The sequence below is a fragment of the Helicobacter mesocricetorum genome, from assembly GCF_900198605.1.
Taxonomy (GTDB): Bacteria; Campylobacterota; Campylobacteria; order Campylobacterales; family Helicobacteraceae; genus Helicobacter_D; species Helicobacter_D mesocricetorum.
In genome coordinates this window covers 36,817-57,832 of record NZ_FZPJ01000007.1, presented here as the reverse complement: position 1 = coordinate 57,832, position 21,016 = coordinate 36,817, and the positions used below count along the sequence as shown (strand labels likewise).

Sequence of the window (21,016 nt, the reverse complement as noted above, 5' to 3'; positions counted from 1 at the left end):
TTGGGATTATAGCATAAAATTTAGAGGAGTTTAAGGTGATAAAGAGGTGAAGATTATCAACCTATCAGCAAGGTAAGATTAGATATAGTAGAATCTTGGAAATACTATCAAGAGTTTCTTAAGGGGTTGTGAGGAGGAGGGGGAGTGTTAAGTGCAAGTGTTTAATGAATTTTGGTATAATTTGAGACTTAAAGCTTATTTCAATAAATGATTTCTTGAGGAATACAAGTTAAAGGGTAGTAATGGCATTAAAATTTCTTTCTAAAGCGCAGAATCTTAAGCAGTTGAAACCTCTTTTAAAGAGTGCGGAAATTTTGCCTTTAGTTATCACTAAAGCCAAAGATAGGCAAAAGGCTCTTTTGGAGATACAAGCTTTGGAGAGTGAGTATGTTATCATAAGGAGTTCTTCAAGGAGTGAGGATAGCCAAGAATGCTCTAATGCGGGAGCTTTTTTAAGCCTTGCAAATATCAAAAATGAAGAATATTCTTTGCTTGAGGCTTTGGATAAAGTAGCGGATTCTATGCCTAATAAAGACGATGAGATTCTTATCCAGCCTATGCTTAAAGGTATTGCGCTTTGTGGGGTGGGCTTTAGTGTCGATAAAGAAAACTTTTCTCCTTATTTTTGTTTGCAATATGATAAAAGTGGTTCTAGTAGCGGTATCACAGATGGCACTTCTAAGGAGATAGTGAGTTTTTTTCATTATCGTTTTGTAGAATGCCAAAACCCACAAATGCAGAGAATAATCGATATGATATTGGAGCTTGAATCTTTGTTTGAATGCAATTATTTGGATGTTGAATTTGCGATAACTAAAGATTCTAAGCTGTATTGTTTGCAGGTGCGTCCATTGGTAATGAAGGATAAAATCAATCTTTATGAATTTGTCCCCCTAGAAGCCTTAAAGCGACTTCAAAAACGTTTTATAAATCTGCAAAAACCTGCGCCTGATGTCTATGGAGAGAGAGCTATTTTTGGGGTTATGCCGGATTGGAATCCTGCTGAAATTATCGGGCTTAGACCTAAGCGATTGGCTTTAAGCCTCTATAAAGAGATTATTACGGACAATATTTGGGCGTATCAGCGTGATAATTATGGCTATTTAAACCTCCGCTCTCATCCTCTAATGCACTCCTTTCTTGGGATTCCCTATATTGATGTGCGATTATCTTTTAACTCCTTTGTTCCTAAGAGTTTGGATAAAAAAATCACTAAAAAGCTTGTGGATTATTATTTGCAGTCTTTGGTAGCAAAGCCCCATTTGCACGATAAAATAGAATTTGATATTGTGTTTTCTTGTTATGACCTTAATACTCCTAAAAAACTGCAAAAATTGCTTGATTGTGGATTTAATGAAAATGAAATTAAGCGACTAGAGTTTTCTCTTTTAGAACTTACAAACTCTATCATTAAGCACAAAAAAGGACTTTATTTAAAAGATATTAAAAAAATCAAACAATTAAAGGCTTATTATGAGGAGATAAAAGAATCCTCTTTGCCCCTTATTGATAAGATTTATTGGCTTATTGAGGAGTGTAAGCGGTATGGGACGCTTCCTTTTGCGGGGGTGGCTAGAGCGGGATTTGTGGCGGTATCTATGCTGAATTCTTTGGTAGAAATTGGGTTTTTTACTCCTGCTTTAAGGGAGAGTTTTTTGAACTCTTTAAAGAGCGTAAGCAAACAATTAAGCGAAGCTACAAAGAATCTTAATGCGCTTAATAAAGAGGAGTTTTTGAGGGAATTTGGGCATTTAAGGGCGGGGACTTATAATATCCTCTCCCCGCGTTATGATGAAGCCTTTTTGGATTATTTTAATGATACCCTAGCAATGCAAGATAAAAAGCAAGTAGAAATGCAAGAATCCTTTTCTTTAAGCCCTAAAGCACAAAAAGAGCTTGATAATATACTTTGTGAAAATGGTTTAGCGGTCAATGCCGAAGAGTTTTTGAAGTTTTTGCGTTTGGCGATTGAGGGTAGGGAGTATGCGAAGTTTGAATTTACCAAATTATTATCTCTTGTGTTGGTGTATATTGGAGAGCTTGGGGAGTATTATGGGATTAATAAAGAGGATATAGCGCATTTGGATATAAAAAATATTTTATCGCTGTATTCTTCGCTGTATTCTAAGAATCCACGCACTAGGTTTTTAGATGAGATAGAGCGGCATAAAGAGGAGTATAAAATCACTCAAGCCCTTAAGCTTCCTTCTTTGCTTTGTGATGAAAACGAAATCTTTAGCTTTTTTAGCAAGGGGGCTGTGGCAAATTTTATCACTCAAAAAAGCGTTACTGCCTTTGTCGCTTCAGAAAAACAAAAAGACATAAAAGGAAAAATCGTGCTTATTTATGCCGCAGACCCCGGATATGATTATTTGTTTTCTAAAGAGATTGCAGGATTTATCACTTGCTATGGGGGGGCAAACTCTCATATGGCAATTCGAGCTTCCGAGATTGGGTTACCTGCGGCTATTGGGGTAGGAGAGGAGGCTTTTAGCAAGTATCTCCAAAGTAGAAAATTGACTTTAGATTGTCAAAGTGGGCAGATTTTATGTCTTTTATAGGAATCTCCCAACGATTGGTTGAGAATACCAGCTATTTGGAAATAAGAGAAGCTTTGAGTTTAGAGTGGGGAGAGTTTTTTAAGGAGTATTTAGAAGGGTATTTGCCCTTGCCCTTAAATTACAAGATAGATTTTTGTCAGTATATTCCCTTTTTAAAAGCAGTGATTTTAAGCGGAGGGAATGATTTGGATATCTTAAACCCTAATCCTCTCTCAAAAATGCGGGATTGCTATGAAAGCGAGATTATTAGGGCTTGTATGCAGTATCATATTCCACTTTTAGGGATTTGTCGTGGCGCACAGATGATTGCTAGTTATTTTCATTCTTGTTTGGAGGATATTCCTAAGCATATAGGAGAACATAAGATTATAGAAATGGCTACTAAAAGGCAATTTTGCGTAAATTCTTTTCATAATTATGGGATTAGGACTTTAGGGGAGGACTTAGAATCTCTAAGCATAGCAGAGGATAAAAGTGTAGAATCTTTTAAACACAGAAATCTTAGTATCTATGGCATAATGTGGCATATAGAGCGTGAAGGGGGGATGAATGGGGATAATACCTTTTATCAATGGAGAGATTCTTTTAAGGAGGGAGTATGAAAATAGTCTATGCACCAAGTTTTAGGGGTTCTATGGATGAGTTGCACACTAATGTGGTTTGTGGGTTTGAGATTATGGCTTTAGAGGTTTTATGCGAGATCGCTGGAAGTGAGGGGGAGGTTTTATATTTTCCACACGCACAGACGCCAAAAATCTACCATACTACGATTTTGCAATCCCTCAAAGGTTATCCTATTTTTCAGATTAAACAAATGCAAAAGGCAAAGAATACCGATGTGTTGGTGAGTGATTTTAGTAATCGTATTTTTGAGTATTCTTTAGGGTTTGCAAAACCAAGCATTGTGTTTTTAAGCGGTATTTCAGGAATAACTTTCAATAAAGATAAGTTTTATAAGCTTTTGCAAGATTGTGCCTATTTTGCTTTTAGTTTAAAAGAATTAAAAAGTGTTTGCAAAACTTTAGATTTCAAGGCTAAGACACAGGATATTCAAAGTTTTTTACAGAGGGATTTTTTATGAATATACAAGAGCAGATTAATGTTTTTATTACTCAAGCTAAATCTAAGATTCAATCACATTTAAGCAATGAAAAGAAAAATATTTTAGTGATTGCTTATTATCCTGTTTATCGAAAGCATTTTGGGGATTTAATTAAAAAATTAAAGCAAGATTATAATGTGATTACTATCGTAGATAGAATCTTAAATGATGAGTTTGAAAGTAGCGGTAATGCGAATGTTTTGTTTCCTTGGAGGCTTGTTGAAAATGGAGAAACTTATTATTTAAATGCAGAGATTCCTAATATTGATTTGATTTTAACAGCTGATCAAGTCGGATATGAGGAGGGTAGGATTGATAGGGAGTTTTTGAGTAAAACTGCTAAACGCATTTATTTTCCCCATAGTCTCATAGAGGCTACCGGGAATCCTCTTGTTGTTGATTATATTCTCTCTCCCACAGCTATTACCACACAGACTTATAAAAAGAATAAAAAAGGTGCAAAGATTTTAAATGTGGGGTATCCTAAGTTTGATAAGTCTTTGGAGGAATACCGCGAAACTCCTTTAAACACTATCACCTATGCGCCACTTTTGCGCTATGTCGATGAAAATAACAATGTCTATGTGAATTTGTTTGCAGGTTATGAAAATAATTTGATTGAATGGTTGTTGGAGAACACAGATTATAAAGTATCTTATCGGGCGCATCCTTTTAATGTTTGTGCAAACCACGGGTATTATCAACTCATCAAAGAGAATTGGCATAATGAGGAGAGGGTAAGCTTTGATGAGGCTTTAGGGAGTGGATTTTATAACTTTAGTGATTTTGTGCTTAGTGATTACTCAAGCAGTGCCTATACTTTCGCCCTAACAACCCTTAAGCCATCGTTTTTTTATAAACCCCATAAAACCAATTCTAATCTTGAAAAATATATCCCTTATGTCTGCGGGGGGGGGGGGCAAGTATGCAAGGACATTAAAGGAATTAAAAGAACAGATAGATTCTTGTGATTTTAATGAGATGCGTTTAAAGATTCAAAGCTTTAGAGAAGAGATTATTTTTAACATTGGTAAAAGTGAAATTTGTATTTTAGAATACATAGGGGAAATCTTAAAAGGGAAGGTATGAAAGGGAAGGTATGAAAGCAATTATTCTAGCGGCTGGGTTTGGTTCAAGACTGATGCCATTAACGCAAAATAACCCTAAGTGTATGGTGGAATATCAGGGCAGAAAAATAATTGATTATGAAATTACGGCTTTAAGGGAGGCTGGAATCTCAAAAATAGCAGTCGTTGGTGGGTATTTATTGGAGGTTTTAAGTGCTTATCTCCAAGATAATTTTGGCATTAGAGATATTTACCAAAACCCCGCTTTTGATACATCTAATATGGTAAAAACGCTTTTTTGCGCAAGGGAGTGGGTGGAATCTTGCATAAGAGACAAAGAGGATTTAATCGTCTCTTATGCGGATATTGTGTATTTCAAAGAGAGTGTTTGTAGGCTTCAAAGTGCTAATGCTCCTTTGAGTATCGTTGTCGATAAAAGTTGGCGGAATCTTTGGGATAGACGCTTTAGCAATCCTTTAGAGGATGCAGAAACCCTGAAGTTAGCGGGGAATAAGATTGTCGAGCTTGGGAAAAAGGCAAAAAGTTATGAGGAGATTGAGGGGCAGTATATCGGACTTTTTAAGTTTTCTGCCTCGTTTTTGCCCGAAGTTTTAAGCTTTTATGATACTTTAGATAGAGAATCTACCTATGAGGGAAAGGACTTTGATAATATGTATATGACAAGCTTTTTACAGGCTTTGATTGATAGATTCCATAATGCAGAGGCGGTTGAGATTTATGGGAATTGGTGTGAGATTGATTTTAAAAGTGATTTGGAGATAAACATTTAATGCAGGATTTACTTTATCAAAGTGCTTTGATTGCGCTAGGGGCAGGAGAGATAGCTTTAAGGTATTATGGAGGGGGGGAATACACTCTAAAAGAAGATTCCTCACCCCTTACACAAGCAGACTTAGAATCTAATGCGTATATTTTGGAGCATTTAGCCCTTATTGCTCCTTATAAGGTGTGTTCTGAAGAGGCGGTTTTAGAGTATGAGGAGCGTAAGGATTTGGAATATTATTGGCTAATTGACCCCCTTGATGGGACAAAAGATTTTCTAGCCCAAAATGGAGGTTGGACGATTAATATCGCCTTGATCCATAAACATCGTCCGATTTTGGGAGTTGTGTATGCGCCTTGTTTTAGCGAACTTTATATTGCGCTTAAGGGTTTGGGGGCTTTTAGCTTTGAATCTGCTTTGATAAAGCAAAACCCCACCGCACAAGACTTAAAAGAACAAAAACAAAAGCTTAATGGAGAGCGGAAAATAAAAGAATCCCAGCTTGTTGCTTGTGATTCTATCTTTCATAGCACCAAAGAGACTTTGGAGTTTTTTAAAAAATATCATCTCAAGCCTTATAAATGTGGCTCTTCGCTCAAAGTTTGCACACTTGCCAAAGGAGAAGCAGATATTTATCCGCGCTTTAATGGCACAAGTGAATGGGATATGGCAGCTTGTGATATTGTGCTAGAGGAGAGTGGGGGAGTTATGCTAGATAAGCAGACAAAACAGCCTTTAGAATATAATAAGCCAAATATTAAAAATAATCATTTTATCGCCTTTGCTAAAAGCCAGATTGGCAAAGAGATTTATAGGGATTTTTTAAGGTAGGTGTTAAAAGAGCCTTTTAGAGCCTTTTATGGTATAGCCAAAGTTTTATTCTATCAATTAAAAAGTGTGAAAAAGATTTTATTACTAGAAGGTTTTAGTATTTGGAGTAATTTTAGGAGTGGTTTTAGGGGGGTGTGCGACTATTTCAAACCAGCCAAAACAAAAAATATCCATAACTACAAGCAATGGAGAGTCTGTTGTAGCAGATATTAATGGAAATAAGGTAGATTTACCTGTTTATGATATGAAAATATCTCGTTCCACAGGGGCTACGATAAGGATTTTAAAAGCTGATAATCCGTGCTATGAAGATACACAACTTAGAATCGAGGGAAAAGATAGTTTAAGTGGATGGTTTTGGGGAAATATTTTAACGGGTGGTACAACCGGCTCGGTTACTGATGCTGTAACAGGTAGTATGTGGACTTATACTAACCCTAATTTTGTAGTTCCTGTTAAAAAGACATATTGCAATTAAATCTTTGTAATGAGGATTTTATTGCGTATTATAATAGTTTGTGCTGTTATTTTAATACCCACTTTTGGTTTAGATTCTCACCTTGAATCTAAACCTTTAATACAATCACTCTCTACATCTCAACAATGGCTATCTTTGCTACATTTTCGGGGCAAGGAGTCATTAATCAATCAAAAATCAGGCTTTTTTCTCTCTAATAATGGTTCTAAAAACGCACAAAATGAACTTTTGGCGACGATTAACGCTATGCTTGAAGATGCAAGTTTGGCAAAAGAGGGAGAAGAATCTACATTTTGTCGCTATCTTGCAAGAGCAATATTTTTATCGCAGTTTATTCCAGAGATTAAAAAAGGCATAGAATTGACACAATGTGATTCCTTTAGAGAGTTTATGCAAATTGTTCCTTTTGATGATGTAGGATTGACTTATGCGACAGAGAGTGATATTTATCCGGGTTCTGCAATGGGGCATATTTATCTCACATTACAAGGCGAAGCAAAACAAGATTTTCATAAAGTATTCTCAGAAGGTAATGTGCTAGATTTTAAAAAAGGAGATTATTTATCTTATGGGATTAGCTTCTTTGCCGATGCAGATTTAGGCATTAATCCCATTTCTTATATAAGGGCAATAATAGGCGAACTCAATGGCGTTTATTCTCTATCGCCTTTGGATAGTATAGATTTTGAATATCTCCAAAATGAAGAAAGAACAATTTGGAGATTTACATTAGATTTAGATTCTAAAGAAAAGCAGTTAATCGCCGCTCATTTATGGGAACTTAGAGATAAAAGTATTGATTATTCTTTTATTGATCATAATTGTAATGATGCACTAAAAAACACTTTAAGAGTCGCAAATGAGTCATTCTTTACAGAGCAAAGTAAGCCTTATCAGACACCCGTAGAATATATCCAATCACTTCAAAATGCAGGAAAGATAGTAAAGGTTGAAACACAATTTCCTAAAAACAAGCAAAAATTTGTCGATAAATATGGCTATAACGATATTTTTCAAACTCGTAAAAGTGCTAAAGCAATGTTGGGATACACATATAGTAGCGGAGATCCTTTATTGAATGCTTATTTTGCACCGATTTATTCGGATATGCGAAATGTCAATAATGCTTATCGTGAGCTTATAGAATCGCGACTTGCTAGTGTTGATGTGGCTTTTAACCTTAAGAATAATCAAGCTTTTATACGCGAAGTTGAGTTGTTACATCTCTCTTCAATACTTGATTTTTATCGGACACAGAGTTTATCAAAATATTTAAATATAAGTTTTAAGAATCCACTGCAAGAGCAAAGGCATACATACTTGAAGCCAAATATGTCTGTTGGAGGTGGGATTGGTAGTTATATAGGCGATATGAGTGTTTATGTTATGCCCCTTTTGGGATATGATTATGAAAAAGAGCATAACGCATTTCTTGATATGCGTGCGGGCATTGTGATGCGTTTTAACCGTGCAAGGTTTATAGGGAGTTATGATTATTATGTGGATATTAAGAATCAAAGAGGTTGGAGGCAAAAATGGAGCGCATTTGTAGGATTTAATCTCTATAAGCAGTGGGATTTTTTTGTCCAAACACATATTCATAAGATGATTAATAATACAAATACTATTACCTTGCAAAGTGGCATAAGCATAAATTTTTAATTCTTTAAAAGAGACTAAATTGGATGAATCTCTTGTGGTATTTTCATAAGGCAAGTGAAAACTAGCCTTTTGCAACTTAGGGAATTTACAATTAAGATTGGGGGTAAAAGGGATACCCCCTAGAGAGATTATAAATGTTTAAGCATAGTTTCATAAGCACTCTTTGTGCCGGGGCGGACATTGGTTAATAGGCTTCCAATTATAATAGCGATACAAGCTGCTAAAAATCCGGGAATAATCTCATAAATACCATAGTGTGCCATAAAGTTTTTCCAACCTATAACAACTAATGTTCCGCTTAGCATACCAGCAATCGCCCCAATTCTTGTCATTCTACTCCAAAATAGAGAAAAGAGCATAACAGAACCAAAACTTGCCCCAAATCCTGCCCAAGCATAGGTTACAATACTAAAAACGCTAGAGTTTTTATCCGTAGAGATAAAAAAGGCAATGCTTGCTACAAGTAAAACGCCTATTTTTCCTAAGTTTAAAACCATTTGGCTAGAAGCGTTTTGCTTGAAGATTCTTTTATAGAAGTCTTCAGCGATAGTTGAGCTAGAAACAAGAAGTTGCGAACTGGCTGTACTCATAATCGCTGCTAAAATCGCACTTAGTAAGATTCCAGCAATCCAAGGATTGAAGAGTAATTGGGACATTACAATAAAGATTTTTTCAGGGTCTCCTAAAGAGAGTTGGAATTTATTAATATAAGCAATACCTAATATTCCCATAAAGCAAGATCCAATTAAGCAAAGCACCATCCAAGAAATTCCGATAATGGTAGCTGTTGGTATATCTTTGGTAGAGCGGATAGACATAAAACGCACGAGAATATGGGGTTGTCCAAAATATCCTAATCCCCACGCAAGTGCTGATATAACACCTATAAAAGAAATGCCCTCAAACCAAACCAATCTCTCTTTATTGCTAAAAGTAATTTTTTCAATACCTTCTAAGAGGGATTGAAGGCTTGGTTTATCATTTGCTCTCAAGCTTTGCTCTAGTTTTAAGGCTAACTCTTTTGGAAAAATAGTATTTTTTATGTTGTTATCAAAAATTTTAAGAATAGATGTTTCTTCTTGATAACCCACTTTTATATTGTTTTGATTAATGGCTTTATCATTGGAGTCTTTTAGAAGTTGGATAAGCAATAAGATTTGCTCTTTGGATTGTGTGGAATCTAAGTTTTGGAGGATATTTGGGATTTTGTTTTGGATTTGTAGAATTTGTTTATTTGCTGTGTCTGAAGTTTTGATATAGTTTAATGCTTCTTTATAGCCTCCTAATTGGGAGAGCATAACTATGGGGACTATGATTAAAGCACTCAACATTAAAAAACCTTGAATCATATCTGTCCAACATACAGCTTTGTAACCTCCAAAAAAGGTGTATAACACGATAATTAAGGTTCCTGTGGTTAAGGCATAGCCATATTCAATCCCAAAGGTGCTTTCAAAGAGTTTTGCGCCCGATACAAGTCCAGAGGAAATATAAAGCGTAAAGAATATTAAGATAACAATAGCGCAGAGGATTCTTAAAATATGTTTATCATCATCAAAACGCGTTTCAAAATAATCAGGAATAGTAATAGAGTTTGCAATCACACTAGTATAGATTCTAAGTCTCTTTGCGACAAAAAGCCAATTAAGTGCTGCCCCTATAGTTAAACCAATAGCAATATAAGCCTCTATAAATCCACTAATATATAAAGCACCCGGTAAGCCCATTAAGAGCCAACCACTCATATCTGAAGCTCCAGCACTAAGAGCAGAGACGACAGGACCCATAGAGCGTCCGCCAAGAAAATAATCTTCGGCATTTTTATTTTTCTTATAAAAATAAAACCCAATAAAAAGCATTAGGGCAGAATAAGCCACAAACATAATGGTGATTTCCATATTAATATGAACTAGTTGCATAAAGACTCCTTAGGATTTTTTAAAGCACGGATTCCTAAATTTCCATAGCGGTGATAGGATATGCTTAAAGATTTTTCATTATGGTAATAAAGCCATTCAAAACGACCATTTAATAAAGGTTTTTCCCTAATGATGATTTTTGCATATTTTGCACATTCTTGATAGATAGGATCTTTAGAGTTTGGCATTTGGAGATACCTTATCCTTTCAAAAGCTGGGATTTTATTTATAAAGTCTTGTTGGCTTTCTTTTATAAAATTTGCTTTCATTCCCAACTTTTCACAAATTTCTTGTATTAAAGCTATTTTTGGACATTTTTCAAAGCTTACTAAAAGGGGTATCTTTAAGAGGGAAGCCCCTAAGATAATGCCTAATATATCCCTTAAAGTATCATTAATAGATACACGATAAGCCATATTGGCAATTTTAGTATAGGAAAAGAGATTATCTTCCCCTCTAATATGGACATAATCTTTTATTCTTTGGAATTCATTGTGTAAATGATAGGTATAAGATTGTGCCATAAGGCTTACCGTCTCTAAATGTTCTTTATCATCTTTAGAGAGTTCTAAATTTAGGTTTTGCAGTATTTTAGAGATGGGGTTTTCTTCTAAGTTTTTATCTACTTGTGTTTGAGTGATGTTTAAAAATTGTGTAATATAGTTATAAATCCCTACTTTTCTCCCAAATCCAATGGCAGACTTTTTAATTCCTCCAAAGGGTTGGCGAAGCACTATGGCTCCTGTGGTTGGCTTATTGATATAAATATTACCCGCTTCTATATGGGTGTGGAAAAATTCCCATTCTCTTTCATCTAAGCTTTCAAAACCAGCGGTTAAACCATATCCAGTAGAGTTAGCAATTTCGATGGCTTCTTTTAAATCTTTGGCTTTTATAACACTTAAAATAGGGCAAAAAAGCTCATTGCAATGGGTGAAATCCCCTACTTTTGTGCCATATTTAATACCCGGAGTCATTAAGTAGGGATTATCATTAATAAACTTTGGTTTTAAAGCCCATTCTTCATAAGGTGCTAGTTCCTCAAGGGCTTTAAGGATCTTGGCATTAGGTTTATCCGCTAAAGATCCAAGCTTGTTTTTAAACTCAAAAGGAGAGCCTATTTCTAAAGAGTTTGCCGCATCAACAAGGGTGTTTTTAAAGTTTTCATCTTCATAAACTTCTTCTTCTAAAATAAGCAAAGAAGTAGCAGAGCATTTTTGTCCAGAGTTGGAAAAGGCAGAATGTATAATGTTTTTTATCGCACTATCTCTATCGGCAAACTTTGAAACAATAGTGGCATTTTTACCTCCTGTTTCAGCACTAAGCAACAAAGTAGGATTTGCCTCTAGCATAGCATAAGCGGTTTCTTCTCCCCCTGTTAAAATAGCAAAATTAATGGATGAATCTTTTAAGAGATATTGAGAAATATCACTGCCAAAAGAGGGGAGAAAAATAAGGGTATCTTTTGGGATTCCGCTATCCCAAAAGCATTGTGCTAACATATAGCCTGTAAGGGTTGAGAGTGATGAGGGCTTATAGATGACAACATTTCCTGCTGCTAGTGGTGCTGCAATAGTGCCTACGGAAATACCAATGGGAAAATTCCACGGAGCAATGCTTACGCCTATGCCTTTGGGGGTAAAGGTAGTTTGGGGGTTTTGCGCTTGAAGTTCTTTTAGAGAATGAGGATAAAATTCTAAAAAATCTATGGCTTCACTTACTTCGGCATCTATTTCTATAAAGGTTTTGCCTACTTCTAAAGCAGCTATTCCTATTAAATCACCTCTTCTCTCTCTCAAAATTTGGGCGGTTCGTGCCAAGATTTTATGAATATCTTCAAAGCTTTTTTCTTTGAAATTTGAGTTTTTTGCTATCTCAAGAGCCTTTTTAATTTCTTTTTCTCCTGCTAAATAGACTTTGCCAATTTCTTTTTGATGAATTTTATCTTTTATGGTTTTTGGTTTTAGGGATTCTTTATTGATATTGTATTCACCTATAACGGGATAGGCTTCATAGTTTTGAAGATTTTCGTATTTTTGGCGAATCTTTTTTGCCCACTCTCTATTTTGTGGAAGAATAAAATCCGTATCACTCTCATTGGTGAAACTATTAGAGGTATAAGAGCTTTTGGCGATTTGTTGTTTGTTTCTATCTTGTTTGCGCTTGCTATCATTATTAAGTGTTGGGATACCTGATAGGGATTTTAAGAAAAGTTCCTTTTGGGTGTTCCAGTTTTTATCATTTACTTGTAAATTAAAAAAATACCGCATAAAATTTTCTTCACTCGTGTTTTCGTCTAATCGCCTCACTAAATACGCAATGGCATTATTGAAGTGTGATTTTTCACATACGGGAGCATAAAGGATTAAATTATGGATTTTTGAGAGTTCATAGGAGCATTGTAGACTCATTCCCTCTAGCATTTCAAAGGTAAAAGATGAGAGTGCATTAGCGTGAGTGATTTTTGTATAAGCATACGCAATTTCAAAAATATTATGACTTGCAATCCCAATATGGATATATTGGTGATTGTCCCCTTGCAGAATAAAATCTAGCATTTTATTATAATTGCTATCGGTATCTATTTTGTTGTTAAATGTGGGTAATTCCCATCCCTTTTGCGAAGCAATAGTTTCTTCACTTTCCATATTTGCACCCTTAACAAAACGGATTTTAATAGGCTTTTTGCCCTGTAATACCCTCTCTTTAGAGAATGCAAAGAGTTTTTTGAGATAATGATAAGAATCAGGGATATAGGCTTGTAGCACGATTCCTGCATAAATATCAAATTTAGCAATGCTTTGCATAAAAGATTCTATTGTGAGTTCAAGGTCTCTAAATTCTTCCATATCAAGATTAATAAATTTAGGCTGATTTTGTTTCTTTTCCTCTTCTAGGGCTAGAGAATAAAGATAGTCGAGCCGTTTTATGGCTTCTTTTTTAGAGTATTCAAAATCTATAATATTAATTTGTGAAAAAATGGTGGTAATTTTAATGGAGATATAAGTGATATAGTTTGATTTAATGGCTTCTTCGTATTTTTTAAGCCTAAGAGAGCTTTCTATTTCGCCTAATACCTCCTCTCCAATGAGGTTTATATTAAGTGTTATATGGTTTTTAGATTTTCTTGTGCGGATATGTTTTTCTAGCGTTGCTTTATTTGCATCTAGCACCATATTTTTTGTATCTTTTCTAAGCTGTGAGATAAAAAATGGGACGCTAATATTGGGTATAAATTTGCCAAAGTTTAAGAAGCTAAAAAGTAAAAATTTTTCAAATGCAGAAAAAAAGTCTGCAATGCCATATTTTTTTAATGTATGTTCTATTAAGTCAAAGGTTGCAGTCTTTTCTTGAGAGCGAAAAGAGCGATCTAGTAGTTCTATAAGCATTGCTTTGTTTGTAGGATTATTGAGGAGTTTTTGCATTTTATGATGGAAGTCTTTTTCTTCTTTGGAGAGATGTTGCTGTATTTTGTTTTGTAGTTCTTCAGCCAATGCTAAAGCTTGTTCTATCATTATTTTCCTTTGGATGGTTTCTTCAATCATACTTTTTTTAACATTTATTTTGTTGATTAACGAAGAAGTTTGTGAATATTTTATAAAAATTATGTATAAAAAGGTAACAAAATATTGACATTTTATGGATAAAAATTGCAAATATTACATAGAAGTTTATCATTAAAAAATTGGAGAATACTTTGTAGAGGGCTTGATATTTTTTAGAAAATTTTTGTTATGATTAGCTTCCAAAAGTTAGGAATTTATTTTTAGGAATTAGAAGTTTGAAAGATTTAATTATCGTAGAATCCCCCACAAAAGCACGGACTATTAAGAATTTTTTAGGTAATGATTATGAGGTGATTGCTTCTAAGGGGCATATTAGGGATTTACCTAAGCATAGCTTTGGAATTAAAATTGAAGAGCAGAGTTTCGTTCCTGAATATGAGATTGATAAATCCCATAAGGCAATTACTAGTGATTTAAAAAAACTTGCCAAAAATGCAAAGAAAATTTATATCGCAACTGATGAGGATAGAGAGGGTGAGGCGATTGGCTTTCATATTGCAATAGCTATTGGTAAAGATCCTTTGAAGCTCCCACGCATTGTTTTTCACGAGATTACTAAAAAGGCGATTGTGGATTCTTTAAAAAATCCTCGCTATCTTGATATGGATAAGGTTAATGCCCAACAAGCAAGGAGACTTTTAGATAGAATCGTAGGCTATCGCTTAAGTCCTTTAATCGCCTCTAAGATTCAAAGAGGTTTGAGTGCTGGGAGGGTGCAAAGCAGTGCTTTAAAGATTGTTGTAGATAGAGAAAAGGAGATTTTGGAGTTTAAACCTATTACTTATTATGTGCTTGAAGTGCTATTTAGTAAAGATTTAGAGGCTGAATTAGTAGAGTTTAATGGAGAGAAAATTCAAAAACTTAGTCTCCAAGAGGAGAAAGAGGCTTTAGCTATTAAAGAGGTTTTGAAAAAATCCCAATTTGTTATTAAAGAGATAGAAAACAAGAAAAGGAAGGTAGCATCGCCACCACCTTTTATGACTTCTACTTTACAGCAAAGTGCTAGTTCTTTTTTGGGCTTTTCGCCCTCTCGCACGATGCAAAATGCCCAAAAGCTCTATGAGGGGGTAATGACTCATAAGGGTTCTATGGGAGTTATTACTTATATGCGGACAGATAGTTTAAATATCGCAAAAGAAGCTCAAGAAGAAGCTAGAGCAATGATAGCAAAGACTTATGGCAAGGAATATGTTCCAAGTAAGCCTAAAGTTTATACAACCAAATCCAAAAATGCTCAAGAAGCACACGAGGCAATACGACCAACTTTGATGGATTTTACACCCCAAATTGCCGCACAATATTTAAAAGGGGATGAATTAAAGCTTTATACTTTAATTTATAATCGATTTTTAAGCTCCCAAATGAATGATGCAGAGTTTGAATTGCAAAATATTTTTATACAAGGCAGTCAATCACTTTTAAAGCTAGGTGGTAGAAAGTTACTATTTGATGGATTTTATAGGGTTTTAGGTGAGGAGGATAAAGATAAGCTTTTACCGAGTTTTAAGGAAGGGGAAACCTTAAAATTGCAGAAATGTGAAGTAGTAACTAAGCAAACAGAGCCACCTTCAAGATTTTCTGAAGCAAGTCTTATTAAAACTTTAGAATCTTTAGGGATAGGTCGTCCAAGCACTTATGCGCCAACAATTTCTTTGCTAACCTCAAGAGAATATATCACGATAGAGAAAAAGCAAATCAAGCCTCAAGAAATCGCTTTTAAGGTAATTGACCTCCTGCAAGGACATTTTGAGGAGATTGTGGATTCTCAATTTACTGCAAATTTAGAGGAAAAACTCGATGAAATTGCAGAGAGCAAGCAAGATTGGCAGAAGTTATTATGGCAATTTTATGAACCCTTTATCCAAAAAATTACAGAAGGTAAAAACACTATTAAAAGCCAAAAAGTTACTATTCCTACGGGAGAATTTTGTCCTTTGTGTGGCGAAGAACTTGTCAAGAGAAATGGTAAATTTGGGGAGTTTATAGGTTGTAGCGGTTATCCTAAATGCAAATACATAAAAAAGGAAGAAACCATACAAGAGGACTTTGGGAATTGTGAAAAATGCGGTAAGCCTATGGTGAAAAAACATAGCAGAAATGGAAAATTTCTTGCTTGTAGTGGGTATCCAGAGTGTAAAAACACGCAATCTCTTGTGCAAAATAAAAAAACTAATATTATCTTAGAAGGGGTAAAATGCCCAAAAGATGGAGGAGATATTGTAGAGAGAAAAGGTAGGAGGGGTAAATTTTATGGTTGTGGGAACTATCCAAAGTGTGATTTTGTTTCCACTCATCCACCTCAAAAAGCATCAAGTCATAAAGGAGATTAAATGACACAAGAAATTTTAGATTTTTTAGATAAACATCCTACTTTTTTAGCTACAAAAGGCACCTGTGGGAATCCGCGTGTGCGTCCTATGCAATTTGCGCTTTTTAAAAATGGTAGATTGTATTTTTGTACCGCTAAGTTTAAAGGTATTTATAAGCATATACAAAACTTCAACAATGTGGAGTTTAGTGCCTTTGATAATCAAGCGACTTGGATAAGGATTCGTGGTGTTGCGAAGTTTGATGAGGATTTAAGCGTGAAAGAAGCGATGTTTGAGAAATATCCTGTGGTAAAAGAAATTTACAAAACCCCAAGCAATCCAGATTTTGCGGTTTTTTATTTGGAGGAAGTTAGCATTAAGATTCAAGATTTTAATGGCAGGGATGAGGTGATAAAAGGATAAATATGAGTGATATTTTTTTATGCACCATTTGCAATGTCTCTAGTGGGTCTTGTGCGGAGGATTGCGCTTATTGCACTCAAAGTGCTAAATATAATGCACAAATTGATCGTTATCGCTTTAAGCCTATTGATAAAATCGTGCAAGAGGCAAAAAATGCCGCAGAAAATGGAGCATTGGGCTTTTGTTTGGTAACAAGTGGGAGAGATTTAGACGATAAAAGGTTGGAGTATATTACACAAGCTACAAGAGAGATTTTAAAGCAGGGAATGCATTTGCATCTTATTGGTTGTAGTGGGATTGCTTCTAAGGAATCTTTAAAAGCCTTAAAAGAAGCGGGCATTGCGAGTTATAACCACAATTTGGAAGCTAGTAAAGGCTTTTTTCCAAGTATTTGCACAACGCATGATTTTAAAGCCCGTTATGAAACTTGTGAGAATGCTTTAGAAGTAGGGCTTGGATTGTGTAGTGGAGGAATTTTTGGAATGGGAGAATCTTGGCAAGATAGAATGGATTTGCTCTATGCCTTAAAGACTTTAAAGCCTCATACTGTGCCGATTAATTTTTTTATACCAAATCCTGCATTGCCTCTTAAGCAAGAGGTTTTAGAAAAAGAAGAAGCTCTAGAGTGCGTGAGATTGGCTAGAGAATATCTCCCTGAGGCTAGATTGATGGTCGCTGGTGGGAGAGAGAGGGTTTTTGGAGAAGCACAAAAAGAGCTTTTTGAATGCGGGATTAATGCGGTTGTATTGGGGGATTATCTCACTACCAAAGGAAATACCCCCCAAGAGGAAGTAGAACGTATTAAAGGATATGGCTATAACATTGCTACAAGCTGTGAATAAATATATCTTTCATTTTGAAGTTTTAGAATGATGATAAAAAGGGTATTAAAACGTTTGCATTTGCCCCTTGCGTATTTATATGTTTTTTTAAAAGGGGATTTGCTCTATTTTGCAGCTAGTCTTAGTTTTTATACTATTTTTGCTATTTTACCTATGCTTTTAATTGTGTTTTCAATAATGACGATTTTGCCTGATTTTAAAGATTATTTAGAAAGCTTTAAAGGTTTTATTGTCGAGAATTTTGTCCCCACATATTCTGATGTTTTTTTGAATTATTTAGAGAGTTTTTTGCAAAATTCTACAAAGCTTGGCGGGATAGGTTTAATTTATGCTTTTACTACTTCTATCTTATTTTTTAGGAATTATCAATTTATTACACAAAAGATTTTTCAATCCCAACAAAGAGGCTTTTGGGATTCTTTATCGCTATATTGGACTTCTATGACGCTTATTCCTTTAGGTATTTTATTTTCTATTTACTTTAGTGCAAAGGTTTATACGTATTTAGAAGGTTTAGGTTATAGCGATTTTATTGCTTGGATTTTGAGGGGAATTCCTTATTTGGTAACTTGGCTTATCTTTTTTGTGCTTTTTAAGATGTCTGCAAATGCTTTGATTAGCACAAAGAATATTCTTATAAGCTCTTTAATTACTGCTTTATTTTGGTCTATTGGTAAATGGGGCTTTGTTTATTATGTTTTTTATAATAAAGCTTATTTAACGCTTTATGGATCTTTTAGTATTGTTTTACTCCTTTTTATCTGGATTTATCTTTCGTGGGCAATTTTGCTTTTTGGAATGGGACTTAGTAGGGTTATGAATGAATCTATGGGGGAGTTGGGGGAGGAATTTAAGAAAAAACAAGCTTAATATGTTAGAATCAATCATATTTTTGCTAGATTAAAGGAGGAATTTTTGGAAGTTCAGTCGATTCTGCTGTCTCTCTTCGCTTTTTTTCTTGTAATATTAAATGGTTTTTTTGTTCTTTCTGAATTTGCAATTGTTAAAATTCGTCGCTCCCGATTAGAAGAGCTTGTTAAAAGGGAGGTTTCGGGTGCTAAATTAGCCCTTAAAATTACAAGTAAGCTTGATTCTTATCTTTCTGCTACACAGCTTGGAATTACACTTTCTTCTTTGGGACTTGGCTGGATTGGAGAACCAGCGATTGCAAGGTTATTAGAAATGCCTTTTAAGTATTTTATAGGGGATAATCCCGTCTTTCTTCATACGATAAGCTTTGTGATAGCCTTTAGTTTTATTACACTTTTACATGTTGTAGCAGGAGAGCTTATTCCTAAATCTATTGCGATTGCAAAAGCCGAAAAATGTGTATTATTGGTTGCTAGACCTTTGCATTTGTTTTGGATTTTGTTTTATCCATTAATAAAGATTTTTGATCTTCTGGCAGTTTTTGTTCTTTATAAAATGGATATAAAACCAGCTAGTGAAAGGGAAGAGAGCGCACATTCAGAAGAAGAGTTAAAGATTATTGTAGGAGAGAGTTTAAAGGGGGGATATTTAGATTCTATTGAAAATGAAATTATCCAAAACGCTGTGAGCTTTTCTGATACAATGGCTAAAGAGATTATGACACCTCGAAAAGATATGATTTGTCTCTATGATGATAATACCTATGAAGAAAATATGAAAATCGTAACTACGACTAAGCATACGCGTTATCCTTATTGCAAAGACGGAAAAGACAATATCATTGGAATGGTGCATTTAAGAGATTTGCTAGAGACTATGCTCTCTTCAAATCCTCACAAAGAGCTAGAGAGTTTAGTGCGAGAGATGATTATTGTTCCAGAGAGTGCCTCTATTTCTAATATCCTTTTACAGATGAATCGTCGCCAAAGCCATACCGCATTAGTGGTGGATGAATATGGTGGGACGGCTGGACTTTTGACAATGGAAGATATTTTAGAAGAAGTTATTGGTGATATTACCGATGAACACGATAAGAAAAGTGAGGATTATCATAAGATTGATGAGGATATTTATTCCTTTGATGGAATGCTTGACTTAGAACGCGTGGCGGATGTGCTTGGGATTACTTTTGAAGAAGATACGGAGCAAGTTACTATTGGAGGATATGTTTTTAACCTTTTAGGGAGAATGCCAGTAGTAGGTGATATTATTAGCGATGAATATTGCACTTATGAAGTTCTAGCTACACAAGGGGCAAGAATTGTCCGCATTAAAGCTACTAAAAAACCTTTTGAGTTAGAGGATGAAGATTAGGTAGATGTTTGAATTCTTTTTGGCTGCTTTACAGATTTTGTTTATTGCTTTAAAGCTGACAGAAAAGATTGATTGGTCTTGGTTTTTGGTCTTAATGCCCTTTATTCTTTATGGGGTTTTTTATTTATTTTTATTTACATTAATCGGAGGGTTTTTAGTGGGTCTTGGGGTTTCATTATCATCTATTATGTAAGGAGAATCTATGGATTTTGTAGCCATTATAATGGGAAGTAAGAGTGATTATAAAGTTATGGATGAATGTGTGGAGGTTTTAAAGAAGTTTGATGTTCCTTATGAGATTGTAATTAGTTCTGCACACAGGAGTCCAAATCGGACAAAAGAATATGTTAAAAATGCCGAAGAGAAAGGTGCTAAAGTATTTATAGCAGCAGCTGGAATGGCAGCACATTTAGCAGGAGCTGTGTCTGCTATTACAACAAAGCCTGTTATTGGAGTGCCTTTAAAAGGTGGTGCTTTAGATGGATTAGATTCTTTACTTTCAACTGCGCAAATGCCTTCTGGTGTGCCTGTTGCAACCGTTGCATTAGGGAAAACAGGGGCAATTAATAGTGCTTATCTTGCGATGCAGATTTTGGCTTTAAATAATGCAGAATTAGAGGGAAAGCTTAAAGAAGATAGAGTGATGAAGGCTAAAAATGTTGAACTTGATTCTGCAGATATTGAAGTGATATTATAGGAAAATTTATGGAAACTTGGATTAAGATTGATGAATTTGTGGAGATTGCTCATTTAAGCAAAGAGAAAGTTTTAGAAATGGTTGCTAAGGGTGAATTAAAAAGCCGACAAGAAAATGGAGAGTTTTTAATTGATGCTAACGCTAAAGCATTGGTGCATACTTCTAGCAATGCTGTGATGGTTGAACAAAGTGAGGGTGGGGACATTGATGGAGATTTTGTGCAGAAGACCATTGGGACGATTTTGAGTTTGCACGAGAAGGTTGTGAGTTCTAAAGAAGAAACTATCTCTAGTGTAAAAAGCGAGAATCAATTTCTAAAAGATGCCCTTTTTAACACTCAAGAAGTCTATGAAGATGACAAAAAAACTATTGCGATTTTAAGAGAGCAGTTAAAAGCCGCACAAGAAGAGATTGAGTTTTTGAAACGAAAATATAAAATGATGTGGGGCAAAGTTATACAAACCCAAGCACAAGATGCTAAAACAGAGGAATAATTTATTTATTTTAGAATAAAGAATAGATAGAGATTGT

Annotated in this window: 18 protein-coding genes and 1 pseudogene; 17 read left to right on the top strand and 2 right to left on the bottom strand. The window is 34.9% G+C overall.

Features of this window, described 5'->3' with window-relative positions:
- Positions 1-57: 57 nt before the first annotated feature.
- The 9 genes and pseudogenes from C6H18_RS09760 to C6H18_RS02025 all read left to right on the top strand — a co-directional run.
- Positions 58-132 (top strand): annotated as a pseudogene (locus tag C6H18_RS09760) (DUF2972 domain-containing protein); the annotation flags it as partial.
- 110 nt (positions 133-242) lie between these two features.
- Positions 243-2,561 carry a PEP-utilizing enzyme gene (locus tag C6H18_RS02060; protein ID WP_104721451.1) on the top strand — a complete coding sequence of 773 codons (2,319 nt, stop codon included), beginning with the start codon at positions 243-245 and terminating at the stop codon, positions 2,559-2,561.
- Positions 2,549-3,163, top strand: a complete 615-nt coding sequence (locus tag C6H18_RS02055; RefSeq protein ID WP_104721450.1) for a gamma-glutamyl-CDP-amidate hydrolase — start codon at positions 2,549-2,551, stop codon at positions 3,161-3,163. The genes C6H18_RS02060 and C6H18_RS02055 overlap by 13 nt, the downstream gene beginning before the upstream one ends.
- Complete coding sequence (locus C6H18_RS02050) at positions 3,160-3,642, top strand: CDP-glycerol glycerophosphotransferase family protein (protein WP_104721449.1); 483 nt, start codon at positions 3,160-3,162, stop codon at positions 3,640-3,642. Before C6H18_RS02055 ends, C6H18_RS02050 begins: the two co-directional genes overlap by 4 nt.
- The gene (locus C6H18_RS02045; protein ID WP_233704034.1) at positions 3,639-4,634 is read left to right on the top strand and encodes a CDP-glycerol glycerophosphotransferase family protein; all 996 of its coding nucleotides are present in this window, start codon (positions 3,639-3,641) and stop codon (positions 4,632-4,634) included. Before C6H18_RS02050 ends, C6H18_RS02045 begins: the two co-directional genes overlap by 4 nt.
- 128 nt (positions 4,635-4,762) lie before the next feature.
- Positions 4,763-5,521 carry a phosphocholine cytidylyltransferase family protein gene (locus C6H18_RS02040; RefSeq protein WP_104721448.1) on the top strand — a complete coding sequence of 253 codons (759 nt, stop codon included), beginning with the start codon at positions 4,763-4,765 and terminating at the stop codon, positions 5,519-5,521.
- Entirely contained in the window at positions 5,521-6,345 is an 825-nt protein-coding gene (locus tag C6H18_RS02035) for a 3'(2'),5'-bisphosphate nucleotidase CysQ family protein (RefSeq protein WP_104721447.1), read from the top strand. Before C6H18_RS02040 ends, C6H18_RS02035 begins: the two co-directional genes overlap by 1 nt.
- A gap of 118 nt (positions 6,346-6,463) precedes the next feature.
- Positions 6,464-6,823: a hypothetical protein gene (locus C6H18_RS02030; protein WP_104721446.1), complete on the top strand. Its 360-nt coding sequence runs from the start codon at positions 6,464-6,466 to the stop codon at positions 6,821-6,823.
- A 21-nt stretch (positions 6,824-6,844) separates the two neighbouring features.
- The gene (locus C6H18_RS02025) at positions 6,845-8,485 is read left to right on the top strand and encodes a lipoprotein N-acyltransferase Lnb domain-containing protein (RefSeq protein ID WP_158654851.1); all 1,641 of its coding nucleotides are present in this window, start codon (positions 6,845-6,847) and stop codon (positions 8,483-8,485) included.
- A 128-nt stretch (positions 8,486-8,613) separates the two neighbouring features.
- On the opposite strand, the gene C6H18_RS02020 is transcribed toward C6H18_RS02025, so the two are convergent.
- Both C6H18_RS02020 and C6H18_RS02015 read right to left on the bottom strand, forming a co-directional pair.
- The gene (locus C6H18_RS02020; protein WP_104721444.1) at positions 8,614-10,404 is read right to left on the bottom strand and encodes a sodium:solute symporter family transporter; all 1,791 of its coding nucleotides are present in this window, start codon (positions 10,402-10,404) and stop codon (positions 8,614-8,616) included.
- Entirely contained in the window at positions 10,395-13,919 is a 3,525-nt protein-coding gene (locus C6H18_RS02015; RefSeq protein ID WP_104721443.1) for a bifunctional proline dehydrogenase/L-glutamate gamma-semialdehyde dehydrogenase, read from the bottom strand. The genes C6H18_RS02020 and C6H18_RS02015 overlap by 10 nt, the downstream gene beginning before the upstream one ends.
- A gap of 266 nt (positions 13,920-14,185) precedes the next feature.
- On the opposite strand from C6H18_RS02015, the gene topA reads away from it, so the two are divergent.
- Genes topA through C6H18_RS01975 form a run of 8 tightly spaced genes read left to right on the top strand, consistent with a single transcriptional unit; the run spans position 14,186 to position 20,979 of the window.
- Entirely contained in the window at positions 14,186-16,300 is a 2,115-nt protein-coding gene (gene topA, locus C6H18_RS02010) for a type I DNA topoisomerase (protein ID WP_104721442.1), read from the top strand.
- The gene (locus C6H18_RS02005; RefSeq protein WP_104721441.1) at positions 16,301-16,702 is read left to right on the top strand and encodes a pyridoxamine 5'-phosphate oxidase family protein; all 402 of its coding nucleotides are present in this window, start codon (positions 16,301-16,303) and stop codon (positions 16,700-16,702) included.
- A gap of 2 nt (positions 16,703-16,704) precedes the next feature.
- A complete protein-coding gene (locus C6H18_RS02000; protein WP_104721440.1) occupies positions 16,705-17,544 on the top strand; it encodes a biotin synthase in 840 nt (279 codons plus the stop codon).
- Between the two features lie 27 nt (positions 17,545-17,571).
- Positions 17,572-18,414, top strand: coding sequence for a YihY family inner membrane protein (locus C6H18_RS01995; protein ID WP_233704033.1), 843 nt, complete (start codon positions 17,572-17,574; stop codon positions 18,412-18,414).
- Positions 18,415-18,459: 45 nt separating this feature from the next.
- On the top strand, positions 18,460-19,788 hold the full coding sequence (locus C6H18_RS01990) for a hemolysin family protein (protein WP_104721439.1): 1,329 nt from the start codon (positions 18,460-18,462) through the stop codon (positions 19,786-19,788).
- Between the two features lie 4 nt (positions 19,789-19,792).
- Entirely contained in the window at positions 19,793-19,981 is a 189-nt protein-coding gene (locus tag C6H18_RS01985; RefSeq protein WP_104721438.1) for a hypothetical protein, read from the top strand.
- A gap of 9 nt (positions 19,982-19,990) precedes the next feature.
- Complete coding sequence (gene purE / locus C6H18_RS01980) at positions 19,991-20,485, top strand: 5-(carboxyamino)imidazole ribonucleotide mutase (RefSeq protein ID WP_104721437.1); 495 nt, start codon at positions 19,991-19,993, stop codon at positions 20,483-20,485.
- Between the two features lie 8 nt (positions 20,486-20,493).
- The gene (locus C6H18_RS01975) at positions 20,494-20,979 is read left to right on the top strand and encodes a DUF3972 domain-containing protein (RefSeq protein ID WP_104721436.1); all 486 of its coding nucleotides are present in this window, start codon (positions 20,494-20,496) and stop codon (positions 20,977-20,979) included.
- Positions 20,980-21,016 lie beyond the last annotated feature (37 nt).

What these genes read in the sequence shown, in the direction of transcription:
- C6H18_RS01995 (WP_233704033.1), top strand. Translation starts at nt 17,572, where the DNA reads ATGATGATAAAAAGGGTATTAAAACGTTTGCATTTGCCCCTTGCGTAT.
- C6H18_RS01985 (WP_104721438.1), top strand. Translation starts at nt 19,793, where the DNA reads ATGTTTGAATTCTTTTTGGCTGCTTTACAGATTTTGTTTATTGCTTTA.
- C6H18_RS02000 (WP_104721440.1), top strand. Translation starts at nt 16,705, where the DNA reads ATGAGTGATATTTTTTTATGCACCATTTGCAATGTCTCTAGTGGGTCT.
- C6H18_RS01975 (WP_104721436.1), top strand. Translation starts at nt 20,494, where the DNA reads ATGGAAACTTGGATTAAGATTGATGAATTTGTGGAGATTGCTCATTTA.
- C6H18_RS02050 (WP_104721449.1), top strand. Translation starts at nt 3,160, where the DNA reads ATGAAAATAGTCTATGCACCAAGTTTTAGGGGTTCTATGGATGAGTTG.
- C6H18_RS02055 (WP_104721450.1), top strand. Translation starts at nt 2,549, where the DNA reads ATGTCTTTTATAGGAATCTCCCAACGATTGGTTGAGAATACCAGCTAT.
- purE (WP_104721437.1), top strand. Translation starts at nt 19,991, where the DNA reads ATGGATTTTGTAGCCATTATAATGGGAAGTAAGAGTGATTATAAAGTT.
- C6H18_RS02005 (WP_104721441.1), top strand. Translation starts at nt 16,301, where the DNA reads ATGACACAAGAAATTTTAGATTTTTTAGATAAACATCCTACTTTTTTA.
- C6H18_RS02040 (WP_104721448.1), top strand. Translation starts at nt 4,763, where the DNA reads ATGAAAGCAATTATTCTAGCGGCTGGGTTTGGTTCAAGACTGATGCCA.
- C6H18_RS02060 (WP_104721451.1), top strand. Translation starts at nt 243, where the DNA reads ATGGCATTAAAATTTCTTTCTAAAGCGCAGAATCTTAAGCAGTTGAAA.
- C6H18_RS02020 (WP_104721444.1), bottom strand. Translation starts at nt 10,404, where the DNA reads ATGCAACTAGTTCATATTAATATGGAAATCACCATTATGTTTGTGGCT.
- C6H18_RS02045 (WP_233704034.1), top strand. Translation starts at nt 3,639, where the DNA reads ATGAATATACAAGAGCAGATTAATGTTTTTATTACTCAAGCTAAATCT.
- C6H18_RS02035 (WP_104721447.1), top strand. Translation starts at nt 5,521, where the DNA reads ATGCAGGATTTACTTTATCAAAGTGCTTTGATTGCGCTAGGGGCAGGA.
- C6H18_RS02015 (WP_104721443.1), bottom strand. Translation starts at nt 13,919, where the DNA reads ATGATAGAACAAGCTTTAGCATTGGCTGAAGAACTACAAAACAAAATA.